The organism is Bacteroides graminisolvens (genome assembly GCF_963666085.1).
Lineage (GTDB): Bacteria > Bacteroidota > Bacteroidia > Bacteroidales > Bacteroidaceae > Bacteroides > Bacteroides graminisolvens.
The window spans coordinates 3047479-3069155 of record NZ_OY762556.1; the positions used below are offsets into that span (position 1 = coordinate 3047479).

Annotated in this window: 16 protein-coding genes and 1 pseudogene; 2 read left to right on the top strand and 15 right to left on the bottom strand. The window is 41.5% G+C overall.

Annotation, left to right across the window (positions count from 1 at the left end; all coding sequences use genetic code 11):
* Nucleotides 1–119 precede the first annotated feature (119 nt).
* A pseudogene (locus ACKPCE_RS12940) lies at nt 120–883 on the top strand (IS5 family transposase).
* Here the strand turns inward: ACKPCE_RS12940 and ACKPCE_RS12945 are convergent.
* Together ACKPCE_RS12945 and ACKPCE_RS12950 are read right to left on the bottom strand one after the other, a co-directional pair.
* Nucleotides 845–1963 (bottom strand): MBL fold metallo-hydrolase, encoded by a 1119-nt coding sequence (locus ACKPCE_RS12945; protein ID WP_319505492.1) that lies wholly within the window; start codon nt 1961–1963, stop codon nt 845–847. The pseudogene ACKPCE_RS12940 and the gene ACKPCE_RS12945 sit on opposite strands and share 39 nt — an antisense overlap.
* Nucleotides 1956–6374 (bottom strand): hypothetical protein, encoded by a 4419-nt coding sequence (locus ACKPCE_RS12950; protein ID WP_319505493.1) that lies wholly within the window; start codon nt 6372–6374, stop codon nt 1956–1958. The genes ACKPCE_RS12945 and ACKPCE_RS12950 overlap by 8 nt, the downstream gene beginning before the upstream one ends.
* A gap of 300 nt (nt 6375–6674) precedes the next feature.
* Between ACKPCE_RS12950 and ACKPCE_RS12955 the strand changes: the two genes are divergently transcribed.
* Entirely contained in the window at nt 6675–7400 is a 726-nt protein-coding gene (locus ACKPCE_RS12955; RefSeq protein WP_319505971.1) for an IS5 family transposase, read from the top strand.
* Between the two features lie 275 nt (nt 7401–7675).
* Here the strand turns inward: ACKPCE_RS12955 and ACKPCE_RS12960 are convergent, their stop codons facing one another.
* The 13 genes from ACKPCE_RS12960 to ACKPCE_RS13020 all read right to left on the bottom strand — a co-directional run bounded on the left by ACKPCE_RS12960 (nt 7676) and on the right by ACKPCE_RS13020 (nt 21661).
* Entirely contained in the window at nt 7676–9490 is a 1815-nt protein-coding gene (locus tag ACKPCE_RS12960) for an ArdC family protein (protein WP_319505494.1), read from the bottom strand.
* A gap of 29 nt (nt 9491–9519) precedes the next feature.
* Nucleotides 9520–10122 carry a hypothetical protein gene (locus ACKPCE_RS12965; RefSeq protein WP_319505495.1) on the bottom strand — a complete coding sequence of 201 codons (603 nt, stop codon included), beginning with the start codon at nt 10120–10122 and terminating at the stop codon, nt 9520–9522.
* A gap of 23 nt (nt 10123–10145) precedes the next feature.
* On the bottom strand, nt 10146–10325 hold the full coding sequence (locus tag ACKPCE_RS12970; RefSeq protein WP_319505496.1) for a hypothetical protein: 180 nt from the start codon (nt 10323–10325) through the stop codon (nt 10146–10148).
* Nucleotides 10322–11926 carry a glucosaminidase domain-containing protein gene (locus tag ACKPCE_RS12975; protein ID WP_319505497.1) on the bottom strand — a complete coding sequence of 535 codons (1605 nt, stop codon included), beginning with the start codon at nt 11924–11926 and terminating at the stop codon, nt 10322–10324. Before ACKPCE_RS12975 ends, ACKPCE_RS12970 begins: the two co-directional genes overlap by 4 nt.
* Before the next feature lie 12 nt (nt 11927–11938).
* Entirely contained in the window at nt 11939–14542 is a 2604-nt protein-coding gene (locus ACKPCE_RS12980) for a MutS N-terminal domain-containing protein (protein ID WP_319505498.1), read from the bottom strand.
* A 4-nt stretch (nt 14543–14546) separates the two neighbouring features.
* Nucleotides 14547–16337 (bottom strand): hypothetical protein, encoded by a 1791-nt coding sequence (locus tag ACKPCE_RS12985; protein WP_319505499.1) that lies wholly within the window; start codon nt 16335–16337, stop codon nt 14547–14549.
* Entirely contained in the window at nt 16334–16618 is a 285-nt protein-coding gene (locus ACKPCE_RS12990) for a hypothetical protein (RefSeq protein WP_319505500.1), read from the bottom strand. Before ACKPCE_RS12990 ends, ACKPCE_RS12985 begins: the two co-directional genes overlap by 4 nt.
* Before the next feature lie 23 nt (nt 16619–16641).
* A complete protein-coding gene (locus ACKPCE_RS12995) occupies nt 16642–17469 on the bottom strand; it encodes a M23 family metallopeptidase (protein ID WP_319505501.1) in 828 nt (275 codons plus the stop codon).
* A gap of 98 nt (nt 17470–17567) precedes the next feature.
* Nucleotides 17568–18203 carry an antitoxin gene (locus tag ACKPCE_RS13000; RefSeq protein WP_319505502.1) on the bottom strand — a complete coding sequence of 212 codons (636 nt, stop codon included), beginning with the start codon at nt 18201–18203 and terminating at the stop codon, nt 17568–17570.
* Nucleotides 18204–18227: 24 nt separating this feature from the next.
* Entirely contained in the window at nt 18228–18902 is a 675-nt protein-coding gene (locus ACKPCE_RS13005; protein ID WP_319505503.1) for a hypothetical protein, read from the bottom strand.
* A gap of 11 nt (nt 18903–18913) precedes the next feature.
* Nucleotides 18914–19600 (bottom strand): hypothetical protein, encoded by a 687-nt coding sequence (locus tag ACKPCE_RS13010; RefSeq protein ID WP_319505972.1) that lies wholly within the window; start codon nt 19598–19600, stop codon nt 18914–18916.
* Nucleotides 19581–20075 carry a PH domain-containing protein gene (locus ACKPCE_RS13015; RefSeq protein WP_258978344.1) on the bottom strand — a complete coding sequence of 165 codons (495 nt, stop codon included), beginning with the start codon at nt 20073–20075 and terminating at the stop codon, nt 19581–19583. Before ACKPCE_RS13015 ends, ACKPCE_RS13010 begins: the two co-directional genes overlap by 20 nt.
* A gap of 2 nt (nt 20076–20077) precedes the next feature.
* Nucleotides 20078–21661: a toprim domain-containing protein gene (locus ACKPCE_RS13020; protein WP_319505504.1), complete on the bottom strand. Its 1584-nt coding sequence runs from the start codon at nt 21659–21661 to the stop codon at nt 20078–20080.
* Nucleotides 21662–21677 lie beyond the last annotated feature (16 nt).

The window sequence follows — 21677 nt, forward strand, 5'->3', positions numbered from 1 at the left end:
TTTTCTTCTGACGGCTTAGAAACTGTTTTGATTTAATTTAAAAGTCTATCAGTTGGCAGTCTCTTATCAATTTCTTATCTTTAAATATAACGACCAAATCATATTTAAAGAGTAATAAAATGGGATATTGTACTGACCTAACTGATAAACAGTGGCAAGTTATAGAAAATCTTTTAGATGACAAAGACCGCAAGCGAAAACATTCTCTTCGTTCTATTTTTAATGGTATTTTTTATTTGGTAAAAACCGGATGTCAATGGCGTATGCTTCCTTGTGACTTCGCTCCTTGGAATACAGTTTACTATTATTATCGTAAATGGAGAAACAATGGTTTTATAGAGGAAGTCCATGAAACACTGCGAGATATGGTTCGACAGCAGAGTGGGAAGGATAAAAGCCCCAGTTTGGGGCTGATCGATAGTCGCAGCGTAAAGACTTCCCGTAATGGTGGTGAATCACGTGGTATTGATGGAGGTAAAAAGACAAAAGGCCGTAAACAACATATCATCACTGATACGCTTGGCTTAATTTTGGTTGTAGTTATTCACGCTGCAAACATACATGATAGTAAAGGAGCTGTTGATGTAATTAGTAATCTCAAAGGTAGATTTCCTATACTCTGAAAGATTGTAGCTGATGGAGGATACAGAGGCGAATTGATTGAGAATGTGAAAAAACATTTGGGTGGGTATTGGAAATTCTACTCAGGCCTGATGCTGCCAAAAAGTTCACGGTACTACCCAAAAGATGGATTGTGGAAAGAACGTTCTCATGGTTCGAAAGTTTTAGAAGGCTCAGTAAAGACTACGAAGTACTTCCAGAAACTTCACAAATCATGATATACCTAACGATGATACAAATTATGCTTAACAGGGTCAAATGATAAATTCAAAACAGTTTCTGAATACAAAACTGAAAAGTTGAATTCTCCAAAAACCTCTTCTCCATCTACTTCGAATATATTACGTAAGATATCATCATCAGAAGTAAAATAAAAGATATAATGCATATCAGTAGGACGAATAGGATTCCGTAAAATACGTGCCATAGAAGCTTTATCAGGTAAAGAATGTTTGTTAATTCCATTTACGCTGAACAAGTATGTATCACATCTTATCAAAGAAAAAAGCTCATTACTATTATTACCTATACTACCATGATGGGAGACCTTTACTAAATTACAAACAAGTGGATTTTCTTCACTATAACCCTTTTCTCTTAAAGAAGTAACGATTGTTGATGCGTGTGTATCTGCAAGCCATAAAACTGTCTTTTCCCGGAAAGTAGTAAAAAAGGCGATACTACTTCTATTTTCTACAGAATCATCCTCTTCTCCTTTATCTAAATCGAAATCTTTCAAACGCGTTGAATGATCACGCTGTTTTGCGCTTTTAGCTTCGCTTATTTTCTGGCATTCCTGTCTCTCAAATAAAGTATCTGCTGACATATATTTATCTTTCAAAGAAGCCAGACCTTCAGGTGAAGGAGACAAAAGTGTAAAAGTAAGACCAGCAAAATCAACAGTTTCCATTCCAGTCGTTATATCAGTAACCGGTCGACTATTTTTGATAAGATATTCACTTAACAGATCTGCACTCCCGATGGATTTGGCACTACTTACTGAAGTAGCTCTCTTTATAGCTGGAAATGTTTTGGCTGATAAACGGGGTATGTTATACCACCAGGTACCAACCAGATCTTTTTTTCTTCCGGTCAGAATATGTTTCACATATGTTTCCATACCCTTGATATGATCGTCGTGTATATGGGTTATTACACATAAGTCTATTTGCTCTCCAAGTTTTTCCAAATCAGCAATTTCTTGAGAGAGAAAGGAATCATAGGTAGATTTAAAACCGGAATCAACAAATATAGTATGCATATTTTTATCCGTTCCTTTATAACGAATCTTAGCAGCGTCAGCACAGCCCGCTGGGTAAAAAGTAATTGTGCAATCAGTCATTTTTAATGGTTTCTTTTGTTAAATTTATTTTTCCACTAATTTCACCTTTCTCTAATGTAAAAACGCCATTGATAATACTGCGACCCCCCCAATGATCTTTACCTACAAATAATTTTTCTCCTAATACAGTCCATATAATCTCCAGATTTTCCCGGTCCAGAAATTCCATAAAATCCGATTTTAATATAAGTGGATCATCTGGAGAAACGCATTTACAGATAACTTTATTGGATGCATTTTCAAAAACACCTTCCATTTTCCCATATTGCATATCCATTCCTGCCCAAATTATTTTAGATGGCATTTCGTAACTCTTATGAGCTCCGGACTTATCCTGGGAAAATTCACCGGCACTTTTATGGGTAGTCAGGGCGACATCAAAATTTCCTCTCTCAATTTCCTCCCAAACGTCCGTTTCTATATAATCATCCTGAGAAGCGGGTGACCAATAATTCTCATGACTAAACACATCATTAGTATTTCCTGATTCAGGCATCCATCGCCCATGAAAATTCTGTGTACTTAGCCATTCTACAACCTTTTTCTTTTCCTCTTTATGTATCAGATAGCTTTTTATCATATACCATATTTCCCGTCGAGATCTGTGATAAGTATTTTCACCTATTTGTTTTGGCTCTTCCCATTTAATGAATGAATCCAGAGATAGCCATTGAGACCCTTCCTCATCTTCTCTCTGAATAATGTTTTTAACCGAAGGTAAATCCTGCTGGTTTATAAGCCAATCTTCAAGAGGTTGATCCCAGTTGGCATAATCCCAACAACCGTTTACGTGAGTTGGATCAGATTCTGTTTCTAAGTTTTCATCTGAGTTTTCTTGTGTTCGATCAATGTATCCTACATTTATATCTCGTATATAATAATTCCATATACTTTTATACGTAGGATTTTGATTTCCCCATGAAGACTCCATTTCACAATTATCAGCAACCTTACCTAAAAGCTCATATAAAGCAATCCACTGATATTTTTTCCCGATACGTTCTATCTCAGGCCCACCTCTACCTACATAACCTAAATATTCTTCATACTCTCCATGCTTTTTAGGATCATAGCCATATTTTTCAAAGATCCATTCAACAGCCATATTACTTAAACCGTTTACATCTACCTCCCAGTTGCTCAATGCACTTTGGAAAACATATCGGCCAAAATCACCATAGCTTCCCGTACCGCGACCATATTCTGTGGTCATTGAACTTAAAATTGTGTTTTGTTTTAAATAATCCTTAGGAATAGTATCATCCTGATAATCGAGTTTATATTTTCTGTCAATATCTTCTATGGTTGGAAAAACGGTTGGCATATCACTTTGATAAGGAGGACGTAGTTTACTTATATCCACTCTTGGAGCCAAGTCTTTATAAATACCAAACTCTACTATATTTTGAGCATAATCTCTCAAAAGGATATGCTCAGGTGGAGTATTATTTTCAAAGTTCCGACCGTAAACATATTGTACTAACTCCTGAACTGCTGACAGTTGGGCAGTTCGTAATACACAGCCGTATGCCACACCATAAAGCCGCTCCGCTATATATAAATCTGAAACATCCTGAAATTCAATCATCAATTTAATTAATACAGGCAGTTGCTCTTCCAATAAATTGATTAATGCTTTTGTGGTCTGATCCCTTAATTGTCTGTTCGTCGTTGCTAAGCCCCAGATCAGTGTCTGTGCTGTTAATCTTGCGGTTTCCGCATCCACTAAAGTCGAGACACCCGGCTGCCATGCCCAATCAACTAAACGACTAAAAGGAAAAGCCTGACCTTCGTCTGTTCCGGTATAATATAGAAGAAATTCCTGCCAGAATGAATCTCTATCAGCCATCGAAAAACGTTTCAGGATATTATTTAACCGGTCACTATTGAAAGGATGTGATGGTAAAGCAGACATTTCAATCAAGCGATTAAGCCAATCATAATTTAACTTGAATCCAACTGAATTCAGCCATTTCGATATCTTTTCATCATCTATCGTTTTTCCTTGTCTCCATCTTAAACTATTAAGTATATATTCTATAATTTGTCCTCCTGTTGTATGCCTTCCTTTGGAGTCTTCAAAAACCCAATCGTAAACTTCAAATAGTTCTAAATTAAATTTTTCAGGTAAAAGTGATGCCATTGCTTCTATTATCCCTTCATATTTCCAAGGGTTATCTAATAAAGAGCCTATTTCATTACCCTCTTTAAAAGCCATACGAACTTCTTCTTCAGATGAATACATATTTAGCAATTGTTCTGCCATATAGAAATCACCAAATCGCTCGTATGCAAAATAAATAGTTTCTATTTCTTCCCTATTACGATAATGTCTGTATAAATTCCGGACGATAACATTCTCTGCAATTAAATCATGCATCAAAAAACGAAAGTCATTAAATTTTTCCCGAAACAATGTTTCAGCTTCTTTATACGTTAGTTTTTTGTCATTAACCTTTTTGTAGCATGCATACGCTAATTCATAAATAGCTTCTTTTACAATCCCTTGATGAGTAGCATATTCCTCACGTTTTTCTTCCAGTCTTTTTTCTATATATTCTAAATGATTAATATATATATTTGTTAATCCTTCAAAACACAATGGAATTTCTTTTGAAGGTGTTGATTTTGCAGTCTGACAAATTAAATGAAGAAATAAAGGACTTGTAAATTCAGGATTCAAAATTGGGAATTGTGGTTGTTTCAACTCATAATATTCACAAAAAAGACGTAAAGCAGCATATTCATTTCCTGCAAATCCCTGATGTGTGAGTTGAGTGAGTTCTGGTTTTTTCTGTACTTGCTCTGGAATAACTGCATTATAATAAGTACTACGCACAGTTATTACAAGGCTAATGAATGGATATGATGCAACCTCATCTATAAATCCGGATAAACCATTTCTCCAAAGTTCTTTTCCCCCTCCTTCGTTCAGGGCATCTATCATAAATAATACACGGGAATTAATCTGTTTGCCAATTTCATTAATTCCATTTAATAACTCACTGAAAGTTCCCCGATAATCAAGAAGAGTTATGATATTTTGACTGATGCTCTGACTCGCTATAAATTGTTGTCCTAATAGTAGAATAACCGGTTTCCCTTCTTTTATTTTCCAATTAGAAATATCGCCCAAGAGATGAGATTTTCCACAACCGGCATCTCCTTTAATAAGTAGCAAAGGATTGTTGAATAAGCCTATATTTAACTCTTCCAAATCTTGAAGTAATGAGCTATTCAATTCAATCTGCTCATAAATATGCTTAATGCTTTTACTGCGTTTTTCGTACTTTTTTGCGGTTGATTTAGTTGGTGAATCTATTACTCTGGATGTTTCTTCCAGAGATATATTATACTGATTTATTCTTTCTATGAAGTCTTCAATATGGATTGGGAGAGGTTCTTCCCACTTTTCAATAACCTCATTAAACCAACTTTTTACAAATTCTTTTATCGCTAAATGTTCTTCTTGTAACTTCTGATTGATACTGTCTGATACACTATTCAAATGGTCATTTAATCCATAACCATACCTTCCGTTATTTAGCAACCATCGGTCAATTATACGTTGTATTTTCTTCTTATATATATTTTCTTTCCCGAGGGCTTCAAAACAGGAAACTATAGGTAAACGAAAGTTCAATTCTTCATTAAATCGAGGTCCCAAGTCACTAATAGCTTTACTAATGCGTCGTGAAAAGTCATCACGTGTTAATCCTGGTCCTCCGATAAAAGAATAAGGAAGAGGGGACAGATAGTTTTCCTTCAAAAGCTGATTTATTTGGTTTATATATTGGCAATAAATAATTCGTCCTCTACCTTCTTCACGGTAACGGGTAAATATACCCATCAGAAATAATTTATTATCGGTATGAAGATAGATTCCACTTCCGGAGAATCCATCAATTTCATCAGCATTGTAATCATCATTCAACTTTAATTGAAATTGACATTCCGGAACAAAATCCTGGCTCCATTCCGGGTAGATACAGACAATCTCTTTTCCTTGAGTGGCTAATGGAAATCCTTTTGCAACAAAGGTGGAGATCGCAAGATGATTTTTTATAATCTCGACACGAGGTAAGGAATCTATGACAGACAGAATTTCATTTTTATCTACTACAATAATTGCCACATCCCTTTCTATACAGGCTGATACAAGATTATAATTTATCTTTTTGTATATATAAATTTTACCATTAAATAAATCAATTTTGATCCCTTCACGTGGCTCTGTAAAGCTATCTCCATCTTTATATAAGCAATGAGCAGCTGTTAGTATATAAATCTGGCTTTTTAGATCAGGATGATAATATAATACTCCACTTCCTATCGGTTGTGAATTATCACACTCTCTTAAACGTACACTTAAATTTGAAAGCAGTAAATCATTTGACGGATTCAGACTCATAATATTTTATTAATTTATATCCACTTCTTAATACCTATCTGAGGATTACAGAATTAACTCACAAAATTACATAAAAAATCTTGATTTATAAGCGTGCTCAATAAAAAATAAAGAGTGCATTATCCTTCATTTATAGAGGAAATATAATGGAAATTAAGAAACTGTTTTGATTTAATTTAAAAGTCTATCAGTTGGCAGTCTCCTGTCAATTTCTTATCTTTAAATATAACGACCAAATCATATTTAAAGAGTAATAAAATGGGATATTGTACTGACCTAACTGATAAACAGTAGCAAGTTATAGAAAATCTTTTAGATGACAAGGACCGCAAGCGAAAACATTCTCTTCGTTCTATTTTTAATAGTATTTTTTATTTGGTAAAAACCGGATGTCAATGGCGTATGCTTCCTTGTGACTTCGCTCCTTGGAATACAGTTTACTATTATTATCGTAAATGGAGAAACAATGGTTTTATAGAGGAAGTGCATGAAACATTGCGAGATATGGTTCGACAGCAGAGTGGAAAGGATAAAAGCCCCAGTTTGGGTCTGATCGATAGTCGCAGCGTAAAGACTTCCCGTAATGGTGGTGAATCACGTGGTATTGATGGAGGTAAAAAGACAAAAGGGCGTAAACAACATATCATCACTGATACGCTTGGCTTAATTTTGATTGTAGTTATTCACGCTGCAAACATACATGATAGTAAAGGAGCTGTTGATGTAATTAGTAATCTCAAAGGTAGATTTCCTATACTCAGAAAGATTGTAGCTGATGGAGGATACAGAGGCGAATTGATTGAGAATGTGAAAAAAACATTTGGGTGGGTATTGGAAATTTTACTCAGGCCTGATGCTGCCAAAAAGTTCACGATACTACCTAAAAGATGGATTATGGAAAGAACGTTTTCATGGTTCGAAAGTTTTAGAAGGCTCAGTAAAGACTACGAAGTACTTCCAGAAACTTCACAAACCATGATATACCTAACAATGATACAAATTATGCTTAACAGGGTTAAATTATAAATTCAAAACAGTTTCTTATTATCTGAATAAAGAATATGGAGGGAAACAAATCAAGAAAAAAATGAAAAAAGGAATTATACTATAAAAAGCAAGGCTCGATATATGTCAGGATATAACGAGCCTCGAAACTCCTTCTGTCTACAGATGAGCATTGCAAAAGTATGAGTTTTTTTGGTTAGAACAAGAAACTCTGAAAAGAAATCTTCTTTTTGCGCATATTTAACGAATTAATGAGATTTATTCTTAGTGTATTAACGGGCTAGTCCTAAAACTACTTATCTCCCCCTCCTGCAATACACCTCTTCCTCAACCTCTTCCACCGGCTGCTTTTCTTCGCGGGCCACTTCATCCATGATACCATCATTATCCACATCACCAATATCCGCTTTCTCGTGTTGGTATTCCGACATCTCAGAAAGTTGCTCATGGACACTTTGCAGATTGGCATCAAGAGTAAAGCTATGGTCAGATGCAAAGGAGTGCTTCACGGCAAGACCGATATTAGTGACAGTACCGACATCGAGATGGTCAGTCTCTTTGTTGTACTGTACCTGCAACACTTCTTCATTGTTCATCTCAAATATAGGCATACGTTTGGTTGTCATCTCGACGAACTGTTCAGCTAGCATATACTTGGCTACTGTCCTCACATCCTCTGAGACAGTATTGGGTAGTCCATAACGCTCAATCATGCTGCGTACTTCCTGTTCAGGTACTTTACGCATGATTTCGTATGTGCCGCCAACACTGTTGTTATAGACCACGGCATAGTAGTCATCCTCATCCAACAGAACATCACTGTGGTTCTGGATTGGTGATTTGAAGGTATGCTCCAAGTCGATGGCATCACCTTGGTCATATTCCTTTGCCTCTTGTAGCAACCGATCATAGTTACCATTCTCATGCAGTCGGTCTAAGAGCTGTGTGTCATCAGCATTTTGGAGGTAAGCCACTGATGCATAAAAGTTACAGCTATCCCTGCTTTCGCCGCTCTTTTCTGTAATATTCTGCTGTACAGAATTCTCATTGTCTATTTGTTGTGCAATCTGGTCTAACTGTTCTATTATCATAGCCGATGCCCGTTTCACGTCAAACAGAGTAGTCTTGATGAAGTCTGGCGACTCCTTCAGACTATTAAGCCAGGACTTCAGGTATGCAGCCGATTCGTCCTTCACATTCTTTGATAGACCATACCGCTGCGCCACCAAAGCACTACCCAGCTCGGCCACCAATTCTTCACGAGCATATTCTTCCGACCCGAACACACTTGGCTTTATTCTGTTCAATCGGCTCTCTGCCCCTGTGCTATGCGTCATTTCATGAAAAAGTGTCCCATAAAATGATTCTCCATCCACAAACTGCGATTTTTCCGGCATTACAATCCTATCATTTAATATGCTGTAGTAAGCCTTATCTTGATGTTGCTGCTCGATGGGACAAACCCAGCCATTGTCTTCAATCATCTTATCAACGGCAGAAAACGAAAAACCTTTACCATTCAGTGCTGGTTTTACAAGCTGATTTTTTTCTTCAATCTTCGCATAGAGTTCAGGACGTGCCTCTTTCATATTAGTCTGATCCACATTGAACACGGAATAGACCTGGATTTTCGGGTACACTGTATAGCTCTGTTTCTCTACGTCCGAAAGCTTCTTATAATCATCATACTTTATCTTAGCCTTGGTGTCCTTATCCACCACGGTAAATGTGGTAATAAAAACCGGGAATGACTTTTCCCCTTTCTGCACGCTGACTTGCAGTAATGGCTCCCCATTCTCATCTTTCAACGCTGTCCGGTTCCCCTGTTTGTCTTTCTGGAAATTCAGCCCAATCACCCTGTCAAAAGTACAATAAACAGGCAGCTTATACCCTTTCTTTTCAGCATAGAGCATCAGCATCAAAGCATTCATTCCATTATAATCACGCCCCGACAGGTTCTTGGGCCATTTCATAGTTCCTTCAGTGAACCACGGTTTTTTCCAGTCACTTTGCAAATTGTTGATTTTATCTATCATCAGTTCTGCAAAACGGTCCAGCGCTCTATCTTCTGCACTGGGCCCATCCGTATTAAATTTCTTCTTATACACCATAACTAAAAAAATATTTCTTCATTCGACTTTTAGGCATTCTGTTTGACCCATTCACTGATCTCTTCCACTCTACATCCCAAATTGATTTTATCCTGGTAAATGGAAATTTCCAGAGTTCCATTGATATGAATCTTCCCTTTAGGAATCAGAAAAGTCTCATATTCGGGAGCGAACCGAATAAAGCGAACCCAAGTATATTCAAAAACATCTCCGTCTTTCTCAGTACTGAAAGCCGAGAATATCAGATACTTCCTGCCTTTCTTGTCCGTCTTTTCGTCCACCTGCTTACCAATTGTTCCTTTAAACTCCATACTTCCGGCAATGCCATCCTGATTGTTTACCGGGTTGAAGTCCACCGAGTCCGCATGGAAGTTGAAATAGAAATTATTTTCACGTTTTCTGAAAGTCAGACTACCTTTCAGCTCCACTCGTGTACCGAAGAAATACTGTGCGAGTTCGTTGCTGTTACCTTCCTGGAGTACACTCACCTCCACTGCTTTGCAGGAATCCGCGTCCTTTGAAGGCACATTCACTTTGACAGCAAAACTGATGTATGCCTTACCCTCTTTACCGGTGCGCATCGACGCTGCACGACTGATGACACCATTGACTGTTACATTACACTTAATCATAAAATTCTGTATTTTGAAATTAATTATTCGTCCGACATCGAGGCATGTTTCATCTCATAAATAGTCCATGCCAGCCCGATGATAACCACTGTCATGTATGCCACTGAAGCAATTAACCCGAAACAGCTATATATGGCATAGCGGATAGCCCAAGCACAGGCAATAACCAGAGCGATGGCCAAGATTAACCCTATTGTCTTCATCGTATCTGTAGATTTTTGTTTTCCTGCTGGCTGGCATTTTGTTCATAGTTGCGCGAAGCCTGTTGCGTCAACAAGGCATTATTCACCATACCCGCAATGCGTTGCTGTTTATCGGTATCTGACAGACCTGAGTCACCGAGAGTACTTTGTAGCCGGTTCATTTCCACGGTACTTAGTTCATGGTTATAACTATTCTTTCCGTCATTCATTTGTAGAAGAGCTTTCCCATTCTCCTGAATGCTCAAACTACATTCTTTTAACGACGGCATCAAGGTGGACAAATCCACCTGCTTTTTTATAGCAGAGTCCGTAGCAGCCTGCATTTTCTCTTCTTCCGATTTACCATCAATTTGCACCGCCAGTGCCATCAGCGAGGTAAACAGGGTTGTTACCAGTTCCATAATCGGATCACCTGATGACAGACCCACTCCGCTGTCTTCCGATGACAGCAACTTCTTCATCCAGTATTCCGGTGATAGTGTCGTGTCAATCTGTGAATTTTTACCGGGTGCAGCCTCCTTGTATTTGGCCAACAGATCTGTTCCATTCGATAAGACTTGCAACTGAATATTCCCCTTCTGCCCGATTTCCGCCAAGTAAGCGGCCGGGTCAATATCTCTTGATGTTCCGTCCGCAGTTATCTGTTTCACTCCGAAATGTAGATGTTCGCCCGTTGTCCGTGTACCAGTATTGCCTGATATGCCTATTTTCTGACCAGCCTCCACGTCATCTCCAATCTTCACGTCAATGGAAGAAAGATGCAAATAATTGATTTGGCATTTATCCCCGTTTTCACGTTGATATTCCAGCGTGACTGATTTACCACCGGCGGTGTGAGCATTCTGATTGACCGCTATGACCTTTCCATGATTTTCCGTTGCCAGCACATCATCCAGTTTAGTTTGTATATCAATGCCTTTGTGCATTTGTTGTTTGGACGAATCCACTGGATCCTTGCGCATACCGAACTGTGAAGTGACCAACATAAACTCATCTCGCTTCAAAGGAAATGAATAACCATTGCCATTCACCGTGTAATGATCTGACTTTCCGCTATTACTATATGTAGTATTCACTATATTACTATTCATAGTACGATGATCCTGTTCCGTTCCGAACGTTTGTCCTTTCGCTTTCATCTCTGCCATTACCTGTTGGTCATACTTTTGCAGATCATTCTTTTCAATAATGCCGACAAGGTTGGAAGCATATTTCCCTGCCGTAGCATAACCGGCTTTCTCCAACCCTTTAGCCCAGCCACGGTAATCGTCAGGTGACAGTTTGAAACAACCTGCATACCGCTGATTATTTTTGAGAAACTGGCTATGATGTTCATACGAGTTACCGACATTGCCATAACTACAAAATTTCTCATTCGGTTTGTCATCAGTATAAAGACTGTATTTGCCACCACCAGCTATCCATGCTTGTGTAGCCTTGATACCAAAATGGTTATTTTCATTACGTGCCAGCTGGCTTTGTCCGTTACTGCTCTCTATGATACCCTGTGCCAGTGTGACAGAGGCAGGGATGCCGTATCTCCGCATTTGTTCCATAGCGTATTCAGCATATTCTTCCGCATAATCCTTATTCTTGCTCATGATTCAAATTTGTTATAAACGTCTGCCTGTACGTACCTCTTCCTGCTGCTCATTGTCGATAATCTCCTTATGTTCCACCTTGTCACATATCGCAACCCGGTTTCCCGCCCGAATCAATTCCGGCAGAACAGTATCGAGGTTATAGCTTGGGAAAGAGACAATATCCACCTGATTCTTTGAGCCGCTTTCTATGCCAATAGCTTTGTCGAACTTCAGCAACTTGGAAATCTTGTCGGCATCTTCCGCATACGATTCATAGCTATCCCCATTGCGGAATAACAGGATTGCATCCGGGTGTTTCGTTTTGATTTCTCCGTATTGTTTCAGATTGATCTGTGGGAGCGCACTCTTCTCTTCCATTTCCAGTACTTGAATCGGCTTCAGCAAATCATTGAATACTTTGGCGGCAAGGTTCGTCTTGTATTCCGCCATATCTTCCGCCACCCACATCCGTTGCCATTGTTGGGGGGTAATCTCCCGTGGTTCCACTTTGGGGATACCGTCAATGACCGGGGCACAGAGAATGCGTTCATCTTTAGTCTTGTAGATAACCACACGCTGTATCTTTGATAAATCTGCCTCATTGTCTTTACCGCCGCCGAATAGGTCAATCTTCAATTCTGGATAATTGGTCGCCAAAGCGTGATACTTCTGCGCCAGTTCCGTGCGCAACCGTTCTCCTTGCTCATATTGCCCTTGCTTGATGGTCGAGAAGAATTGATTGATGTCCGCTTTATCCGGATAGACACTGAACGAAGGTTCATTCTGTGGTTTCAAATACAGAATCCATCGGTTGTTGTCGTCCCGTAGCATCTGTATTCGGTCAAACAGTACGTTGGCTTTTTGTACATGTTCGCTCACGTCAAAGTGGGATACTGCCTCCAGTGACTTTCCATTCAGCTTGTTGAGCGAAACATCCTTTCCTTCAAAATAGCTGTCATCTGGACGATAGCCCAATATTCCGTTATTATTGTAAAAGCGGATATACCGATAACCTTCCTGCAACAGTGCATCTTGAATACGCTGTTTGGAAAATCCGGGAATATTGTAATTTCGTACCTCTGCATGTGCGGCAACACGTTCATCTGCCGTCATCACCTCATCTGGAGTCAGGCGGTAAGGGCGTTTCTCCCCATTGGGCATAGCCACTACACCGCCTCCCATAGCACCTGCCGGTATCACAACATCAACGATGCCTGAAATATTGTCTTTTACGACTACCATTTCTTTCGTACTTCTGTCAGGCAACTTTTTCAATTCGTCGGCAATGAAGTAGCTGCCTTTCGTGTTCCATTGTTCCGGTATTATCTCGGTGCATATTTCGGCTATTTTCGCTCCATTATCCACCGCTTCGGTAAAAGCGGTTTCCACTACTTCCGGATCTTCATGCCTGGTTTGTTCCAAAGCGTAGTTCTTCTCCTTTTCGTAGTGTGACAGGCTGAATTTCTCCAAAAAGGCTGTTTTGACTTCCGGTGAGGGGAAGTTACGTTCGTCTATCTTCATGCCCCCATGACGGATCACATCCTGCAGGATAGCACTTTCCCTGCTGTCCACCTGTGGTTTCTGTTTCTCCTTCATCTCTGTGGTTTGCTGCTTGTTGCGAAAAGTGGCAAATTCTATCTTTTCTCCTTCTTCCGCTCTGCGGATAATATCCACGGCGTTGTTCACGTCAGCTTCGATGGCATCTATCAGGCAAGGGTTCTCTTTCAGTTCCCGTGTCCAGTATTCTACCAGAGGCAGACTGTCATTCGAGAGTTTCGACGGTAGTTCCAGTTCCATCATCTTTACACCCGAAGCCACTTCTGCTACCAGTTGTTCGTACTTCATGGCATCTTCTGACGGAACAATTCCACCTTTCATCACCATGCCTTCACGTGCCAGCCGCTGTTGGTGTCCCGTTGCCGTAACCACCTGCCGCATCAGTTCCTGTACATAGTCATTGTATTGTCCGAAGTGTTTCTTTTCGGGTATATACATCGCATTTTTCTCTGAATCATAATGTACTATACCCGTAACACTTTTCCGGATAGGAACTAAATTATCACGCATCCGCAATGCGAAGTCGTTCACCTCGATACGCAGTTTTCCCTCTTCATTTTGGGTATGCTTGCGGTCTTCATACCTGCCATAGCGTTCTACCGATTGCTCATACTTATCTTTGTCAGTGTATGGCAAAGTTGTCTGGTCGATATTAAACATGGTTTGTACTTCCCGGTTACGAATGCCTTTATAGAGAGCTTTCTCTTCGTTTGGAAGTTTCAGATAGTCTTCCCTGCTGATGGTGTCTTCAGGGTTATGGCGGTTCACATATTCTTTCCAACGATACCAGAAAAACGGCGCACCTGTTTCATGTTCATGGATGGCTTCACCCCGTTTCTTGGCATCTGCAAACAAAGTGTACAGGTTGGTCTTGTAACCGTTCTGGTCAGCGTGCATACTCAGCACAAGGGAGTTGAACGGACTGACGGCCGGTCCTTTGGGATAAATTCTTGGCAGGCTTCTCGATGAAGCGTTCAACCAATATCCACCGCTGACGGCAGCTCCGTTCAATGCGTTTGTCAGCAATTCCACTTGTCGGTTGGCAGCGTTCTGCTCCTGTTTATTCTTCTGTTTCATGCTCCTAATAACTATTTGACAACGAGGGTCCTCCCCTATCTTCTAATTGATTATTCTCCACAGCCCGGTAATTCTCCTGTGCCACTTGACGCATCTGGTCGTTTTTAGCCAGTACTGCATTGGAGAGCGTATTCAGCGGTAACGCTCCGGCTTCATAAGCAGCTACCACAGAGTTTGGCAATTGTATACTGCACGGCACTTTGTCTATGGTAGCGATAAGGCAGCTTCCTTGTAGTGCCGGATTTCCGATACGTGGGTTCAGTGGTTCATCAGGATAAGCCTTATAATGCGGTTCCATTCTTGCACTTTGCAGCGTTCGTCCTTCCTGCTTTTCCATCGCTTCGTGACCGACTTTATTAAGCAGATTCAATCCTCCCATACCGATCAAAACCATCTTTAGCAGCGGGTTTTTCACAAACAGCCCCACCAAAATCGAGGCAACAGGCATTAACATATTCTTCATGTTCAGGGATTTTGTCTTTCCCGTAAAAAGTCCTATGAGCATATCAGGAAGCATGGATACTACATAGCCGAGATTCTTACCGATATCACCCAGTCCATTCAGTCCGACCGAACCGAAGAGATTACTCCATCCATTTTCATTGGTGGATGTTTTCCCCATATCCGATTTTGCAAGATTCCCCGAAGTCTCTTTTTCTGAATACGACTCCGAAGTTTCCACTGCCGATTTCTGAATTTCTTTCTTGGAAACCTCCTGCGTTCTTTTCAGATTGTCAAGATATTCCTGCTCATGTCCGGGTGCGACCACCATCGGTACTTGAGCATATTCCACTTTCTGCTTTTTTTCCGGCACAACGGGTGAAGCGCGTTGCCAAAGCGGTTTTCCCGATTCTCCCACCCAGAAAGGTTTTTCAGTTGGTATAGCCATTTTATTTGTCAGTTGGTTATTGAATGATAACACATAGTCGTTCTCCCAAGAGTTGATTGCTTTGCTCCGTTTTCTGAAATCCTCAAAGACATTCTGCTGCGAACCAAAGACACCTGTACTGATGCAATCTTCGATAGTGACAACCTTCTCTTTTTGTCTCTTGCCAAGACAAGACTCTACTCCGCTAAAGACAACTTCGGTTCCAAGTAACTTTGCGATGGAGGCCCAGGAAGAAAAACCGCCTGTCGTAGCCACATCAGCCCCAAACGATACGCCCTTTCCTGCACCTTTCTCTACCAAATTCGGATGATAAGCTGCTTCGCCTTTCCTCTCGATTTCCTGCTCCAGGGGTGAATTGGAAAGTGATTGTGTCAACCCCAACAGGCTCTCTGAAGTTCCTTTGCGGAGTATATACTCCACAGATGATTTCGGCATCTTGTCGGCTACCATTTTGTTGATCATCATCTGTTCCACACGGTAATCCACATAGGCAAAAGCAAGGTCGCAACCTAATTTCTTTGAGAGTGTATCATACCTCCCACACCCTATTTCTGCAACCACGGTATTTCGCCATTCTTCGGCCATATACTCCAAATCTTTCCGAAAGTCTTTTGAGGTGCTTATCCGCTCACGGCACATCTCCACATAGTCCTCTGCGGTCTTACTGTTCCATTCACCGGTCAGCTTGACATACTGCATGGAATCGTCCGACATACCATTCATGCCGCTGGCCGCCGAACGTAGAATTCCGCTGATACTGGTGGTATAGTCGCTGTATTCCTTTATCTGCTTTTTAGACAGTTCCTGTTGGACATTACGCATAGCAGGGTCCAACTGACTGTCGCAATAGCGTTGCAGACAATACTCAATCTCTGCGAACCGTTGTGATTGTTTAGGACTATTCATGAGATATTGATTTGTTTCAGTAATTGTACTCTTGTTTGCTCTATGACATTGCGATAGACTTCCATCTGTTTAGGAAAATACTCTTCAAGCATGGTATTCTTGTCTATCTGACTCTGTAGAAAGCGAACAGCCACCTGCCGGGTGATTTCGATGGAATCTTCTCCTTCTTCCTGATTGTTGAACCATGCCTTCGTCCACCATCGGATACCTGCCTGATCAGGATAGACCGTAATTAGCCTCAGTATGTCAAAGCTCTGTACGTCTATCTCCAGTTCTGCCAAAGGGTCGATGATTCCTCCGCTTGTCAGAGCTTCGTCAAAAGTTTTTTTTTATCGCTTTCGCCTAGAGTGGATAGGAATATCTGATGCCGCAACGCCATATAGTTCAGAAAGTCGCCAATCAGCAAGTTTTGCACTTTGGCCGCCACCGGCACGGCTCTTTGCCCGATACCCAAAGGATTGCTCAATGACGGTATCACCTCATAGAAATAGTTCTTGATGGCTGACAAGGAGAAGATATTGCGAAACGACTGCTCCGTATGCTGTGGCAGTAAATATTTTCCGTCGTTCAATTCTGCCAGATAGTCGGGATAAAAGCGTAGCATCAACTGTTCGACTTCTTCCTGATTGTCTTCGAAATCTGTAGGAATATCCATGTCGATGGTATCAAAATCCGGCATACCCACTTCTCCTTGCTGTTGCATCATCTTGAGATTGCCGTAAATCATGGTTAGAAATTCAAGAGGATTGATTTCCTCTCCGTCGTATCTCACTTCTATATGAAGAAGTTCTCCACTGACACTCGCCACGCTTCCCGCCTTTACCTTCGTGCCAAAGGTCGCCAGTACATTGGTCAGATGAGCGTAGGTAACTTCATAGTTGCCGTATCGTATTACCTGAAAGAGTCCATGTCGTGCGTCACTTCCGATACCGCTGACAATTCCATCGGCACAGGCTGACAGCAGATAGTGCTTGGTGATAAAATCTATTCCGTGATGGAAAAACTCTTCTCCAGTCTTGGGGTGAACCTGTGTCCCGTAGTCCAATGACATACGGACTTCACCCTTACGCTCTTCAAAGGGCATACAATAGCCGCTTTTAGATTGCAGATTCATTTCTTGGGTATAGTTCATATCTTAATGATTTTCAATTATTACTACTTTACTAATCCACTACATTACTATTTAATTACATGCTTGTTTTACTATTTTCCTGTCAGTAGTACAATAGTCTATCGTCTCATCCCTCCGTTTCGTTGCACATCCTGTGATTCACTCTGTGAGGGTTGTTCAGTTTGGACACCCCGGCTGTTACTGCCAATGAGCATCATGCCCATCAAAGCTCCGGCTATCTTTCCCAGCCAGCCGAACCTCCCAAAGATGAGCAGTGAGGACGCTACCAGTCCGAGCATACTCAACCCGGACACATTGCCTTTGCCGATATTTCCGAAGAAACTCCCAAGCATACCCAATCCGTTACCGCCGAGCATATTTTTAAGAAAACTGCCGATTCCGCTCCATGCACCCGATACGCCCGACACGGATGAAGAAATGCTCTCCATATTTTCACCGACCTTCTCCACCATGCTGTCCACCTTGTCGGAAGCCTTGCCGGCTACTTCCAAACCTTTGTCAACTGTTTCTTCTCCAACGAGAACATCGGCGGCAGTTCTGACAATCGGTTTGTCGTTTACGATGTTTTCCCAAGCCAGATAGCCCATTCCGCCGCCTACGACCGCAGTCTTCGTAGCTTTTCCCAGTCCGACCAATGTCCGTTGCGGATGAATCATCGCATCGCCCATCGTCGTTGCAGCAGACGAGTTTGCAGCCTTTTTGCCATATTTTAGTAAAGTTGCCCATTTACTCATATCGTTTGATTATTATATTGGTTGTTATCTTTTCCCGTTGGATTTCCACCTCTGCATACAGGCCTTTGCTATGTCCGATTTGTCCACTTTCAGTCGTGCTCCTTCATCTATCTCCGCCCATACATCCCCGAAGGAGGTGTATTTCACAGCCCTGGCCAGTCTCTGTAGTTTCTTGTTCATCATTTGCAGTTTGGGCCGGATAGCCAGTACGATTTCGATGCGTTGCTTCTCTGTCATCTTGGTATTGCTAAGGCATACCTGCCTGATGTCATTCACGATCTCCACGCTTCCCAGAATTAAATCCCGATAAATCTGGTTACGCCGGGGTGTGAGGGCTATTGCAAAGGCTCCTTGCCCGTTTTCCCGAAGTTGTTTGTTCAGTTCCCCCATAGTGTCGGACAGCTTGCCGACTTCATGGTAAAATCCGTATATCTGCGCTGCATAGCAGATGATGTCCCTAAATGAATCGAGGTACTCATTGTATTGCCGTTGCAGGTCGGTGGTCGCTTCCACTTCCTCCCGAATCCACAAATGACCGGTAGTCTGCATCAGCATGGCTTTCTCCTGTGCCTTGAGTTGATCCTTTGCCTTATCCGTATAAGCGGCAATTATTCCCTCCAGAGTAGGGTCTGTCTGTGCTTGCGCCTGTATCACAGCCAACAAAGCGAATAAACATCCGAATACAATTCTTGTTCTCATATCTGTACCTGTTAATCATTGATGGCTTTCGCCGTCCGTTTCCATCGCCCCAATGCCATGACCGCCACTTCTCCGGGCGTACGTTCCAGCATTCCGGCTGTCGCATTGTTCCACACATCCATCATCGTATAATAGCGGATGCTCAGATACAGTCGGTTCAGTTTCTTATGGAATGTTCCCAATTTATCAGACAATGCCCACATCGTCTCACTACGTTCGGCTCCGGTCAGCATATTCTGTTTGCCGCCTGTCGCCACTGCATTTCTCAGTAGCGTATAGACCGTCACCAGTTCCGTAGCGGTTTCGATATACAGGTTATTCATACTAACGGTGGCCACTAACCCTTGCGCATTCTTATTGATGGCATGTAGCTTGCCAAGCGTAATAAAGATTCTTACACCGTCTTCATACAGGGTAGAAGCTGCTTTCAGCGAAGAAGCGTAGCCACTGGCCGTTTGCAGATAGCTGCTGTATTTGCGCTCCCATTCGTGGATCTTGTTAAATTCTGCAGCGATTGTATTCTGCAGTATGGCAGTCTTCACCTGACCTTCCGTTTCTGCCTGCACCTGGTTATTGATCGCTTCGTTCCCTTCGGCAAGGGCAACCCACTCCAAGGGATTGGTTTGCACATATTGCGCCTTGATTTCCTGAACGCCAAACAGGAGACACACCATCAGACTAGCGATTTGTAATTTCATAGATGCCCTTTCTTTGTTTGTTAAATTCCACTCGTTCACGGATGAGCGATACTAAATCAAGATCATTTTTCAATCCGGTAATGACCAGTTTGGGACTGCTTCTGTCACCCGAATAGATAGTGACGGATTTCAATCCGCATATTTGTTGCGGAAGGGTACGGTGTTCATTGAAGTCCACGATGCGGTAGAGTTCCAGATAGTCACTCTTTCTCGTGAATACCCCATATTCAATAATAAGTTGCTCTCCATTGATACGGTATTCCATCCGTCGCAGATAGACAAAAGCATATAGCAGACGCAGAGCAAGAAGTACCGCCGCAACTAAAATCAGGTTGGCAAACGGCATGGCATCCACACCAGCTACAATCAGGCAACTGCCGGTAAGCAGTATTTTTGGCAACTCATTGATAATGAATTGCAACCAGTGAGGTTGCAGAAATAGCGTTCTGAATCTTATTACGGTTCCTTCTCTCATGGTTATCTATGGAAATGGTAGGTTCTTTCTTCTTCCTTGTTATTTTCTTCATCTCTTTCTTTCGACCTATTTCCGGCTGCGACATTGTTTTCCGAAGCCTTGTCAATAGCATTGTCTTCCTCTGCTGCTATCCTTTTGCCCAGCAATTGGTCGTTCCAGTCCTTATATTCTTTTTCACACGGCTGATAGATGGTTCCTCTGACTGATTCATATTGAGATACAGCATCTTTCATAGATGCTTTGTACGCTTGATACGAAGTCCTTAGCTCATCACCGATATCTTCTAAATCCTCTTGACAGACCAATCCACTATACTTTGCAGAATGATATTCTTCACAGGCACTCTCGTATCTCTCGTATGCTTTCAATAAATCAGGTGGCAACAGATATTCTTCTCCGGAAAAAATATCCTCTTTATTCCGTAAGCTCTCCATGTATTCCGTCATTTCACTCCGCTGTGTTTGAGCATCTGCACCCAGTATTTTCAATAATCGGTCAAACTCAAACAGTTCCGGATTTAGTTCATGCTGCTGATATTTATCAGTGGTTTCTACCACTATCAGCTTACCTTTCGGCGTAACATGTGTGTTGAATGTCTTTCCTGCTTTGGTCAATGCAAAATTGATGGCGAACATCTGCCCGGCACGGTCTCTGTCAAAACACAAGTGGTGATTTGCTTCAGGTGTTTCTGCTATCATTCCTTTGAATTGGTGAATGCTCGGATTGCCTCCGGTACTTGCAAACACAGACTTGTCAAGCAGTGACAGTTCTTTTTCCGAATCCCGGTTTTTATCATTATTCAGTTCATTCTTAGTAATCTGATAAAAAGCCATCGCATCGTATGCGCTCTCAAACCAATACACATCTTTCGCTTTATCCAATACTTCTCCTGACGGACAAGCGATCCACAAACCTTCCGTAGCATTACTTCCGGCGGCCATTCCTTTATAGATAGTCTTACCTTCAGCCTTGGCACGGCCCCGTTCTTCCAGCCCCACAATGGTTTCCAAATCATTGGGCTTTCGCAAAGGGAAGGACAGATTGGCATAAGTCTTACCATTAGAAGTTTCTCTCATAGTAATAAAGAAATGATTGCTAAACGCACGCTGGGTATCAAGAGTAATTCCTCTTGACTTGAAATAGGGATAAAAAGCTTTTTGACTATTCCAATCATCTCCACGGAACTCCAACCGTTCATATTCCTTCAGGTCAAAAGTCTTTTTCGAGCGTTCTCTATCTGTCACGATTGAAGATCGCCTGTCAACCGGATGATTAAGCAATCGGTTACATACGAGATTGACCAATCGGTCCGTGTTCATACCCGAAGTATATTCCGAAAAGAAATGCGGATGTTCTTTGATAAACGAGATGACATTGTAGTTCTTCTGTTCCGGTGGCTGGAAACAGCATAGTCCGTTGCCTGTGACTATGAACTTGTCGCCACGTACACGTTTTCCGTCACTTCCCATCCTTACGTAGGATGGATAGCGTAATCCATCGCGCCTGTTAAGACTGTAACCGGCATCTATCAACAAATCCTGTATGTTGATGCGTCTCATAAAATCTTCGTAATTCAGTTCTGCCATAAGGATGCTATTTATT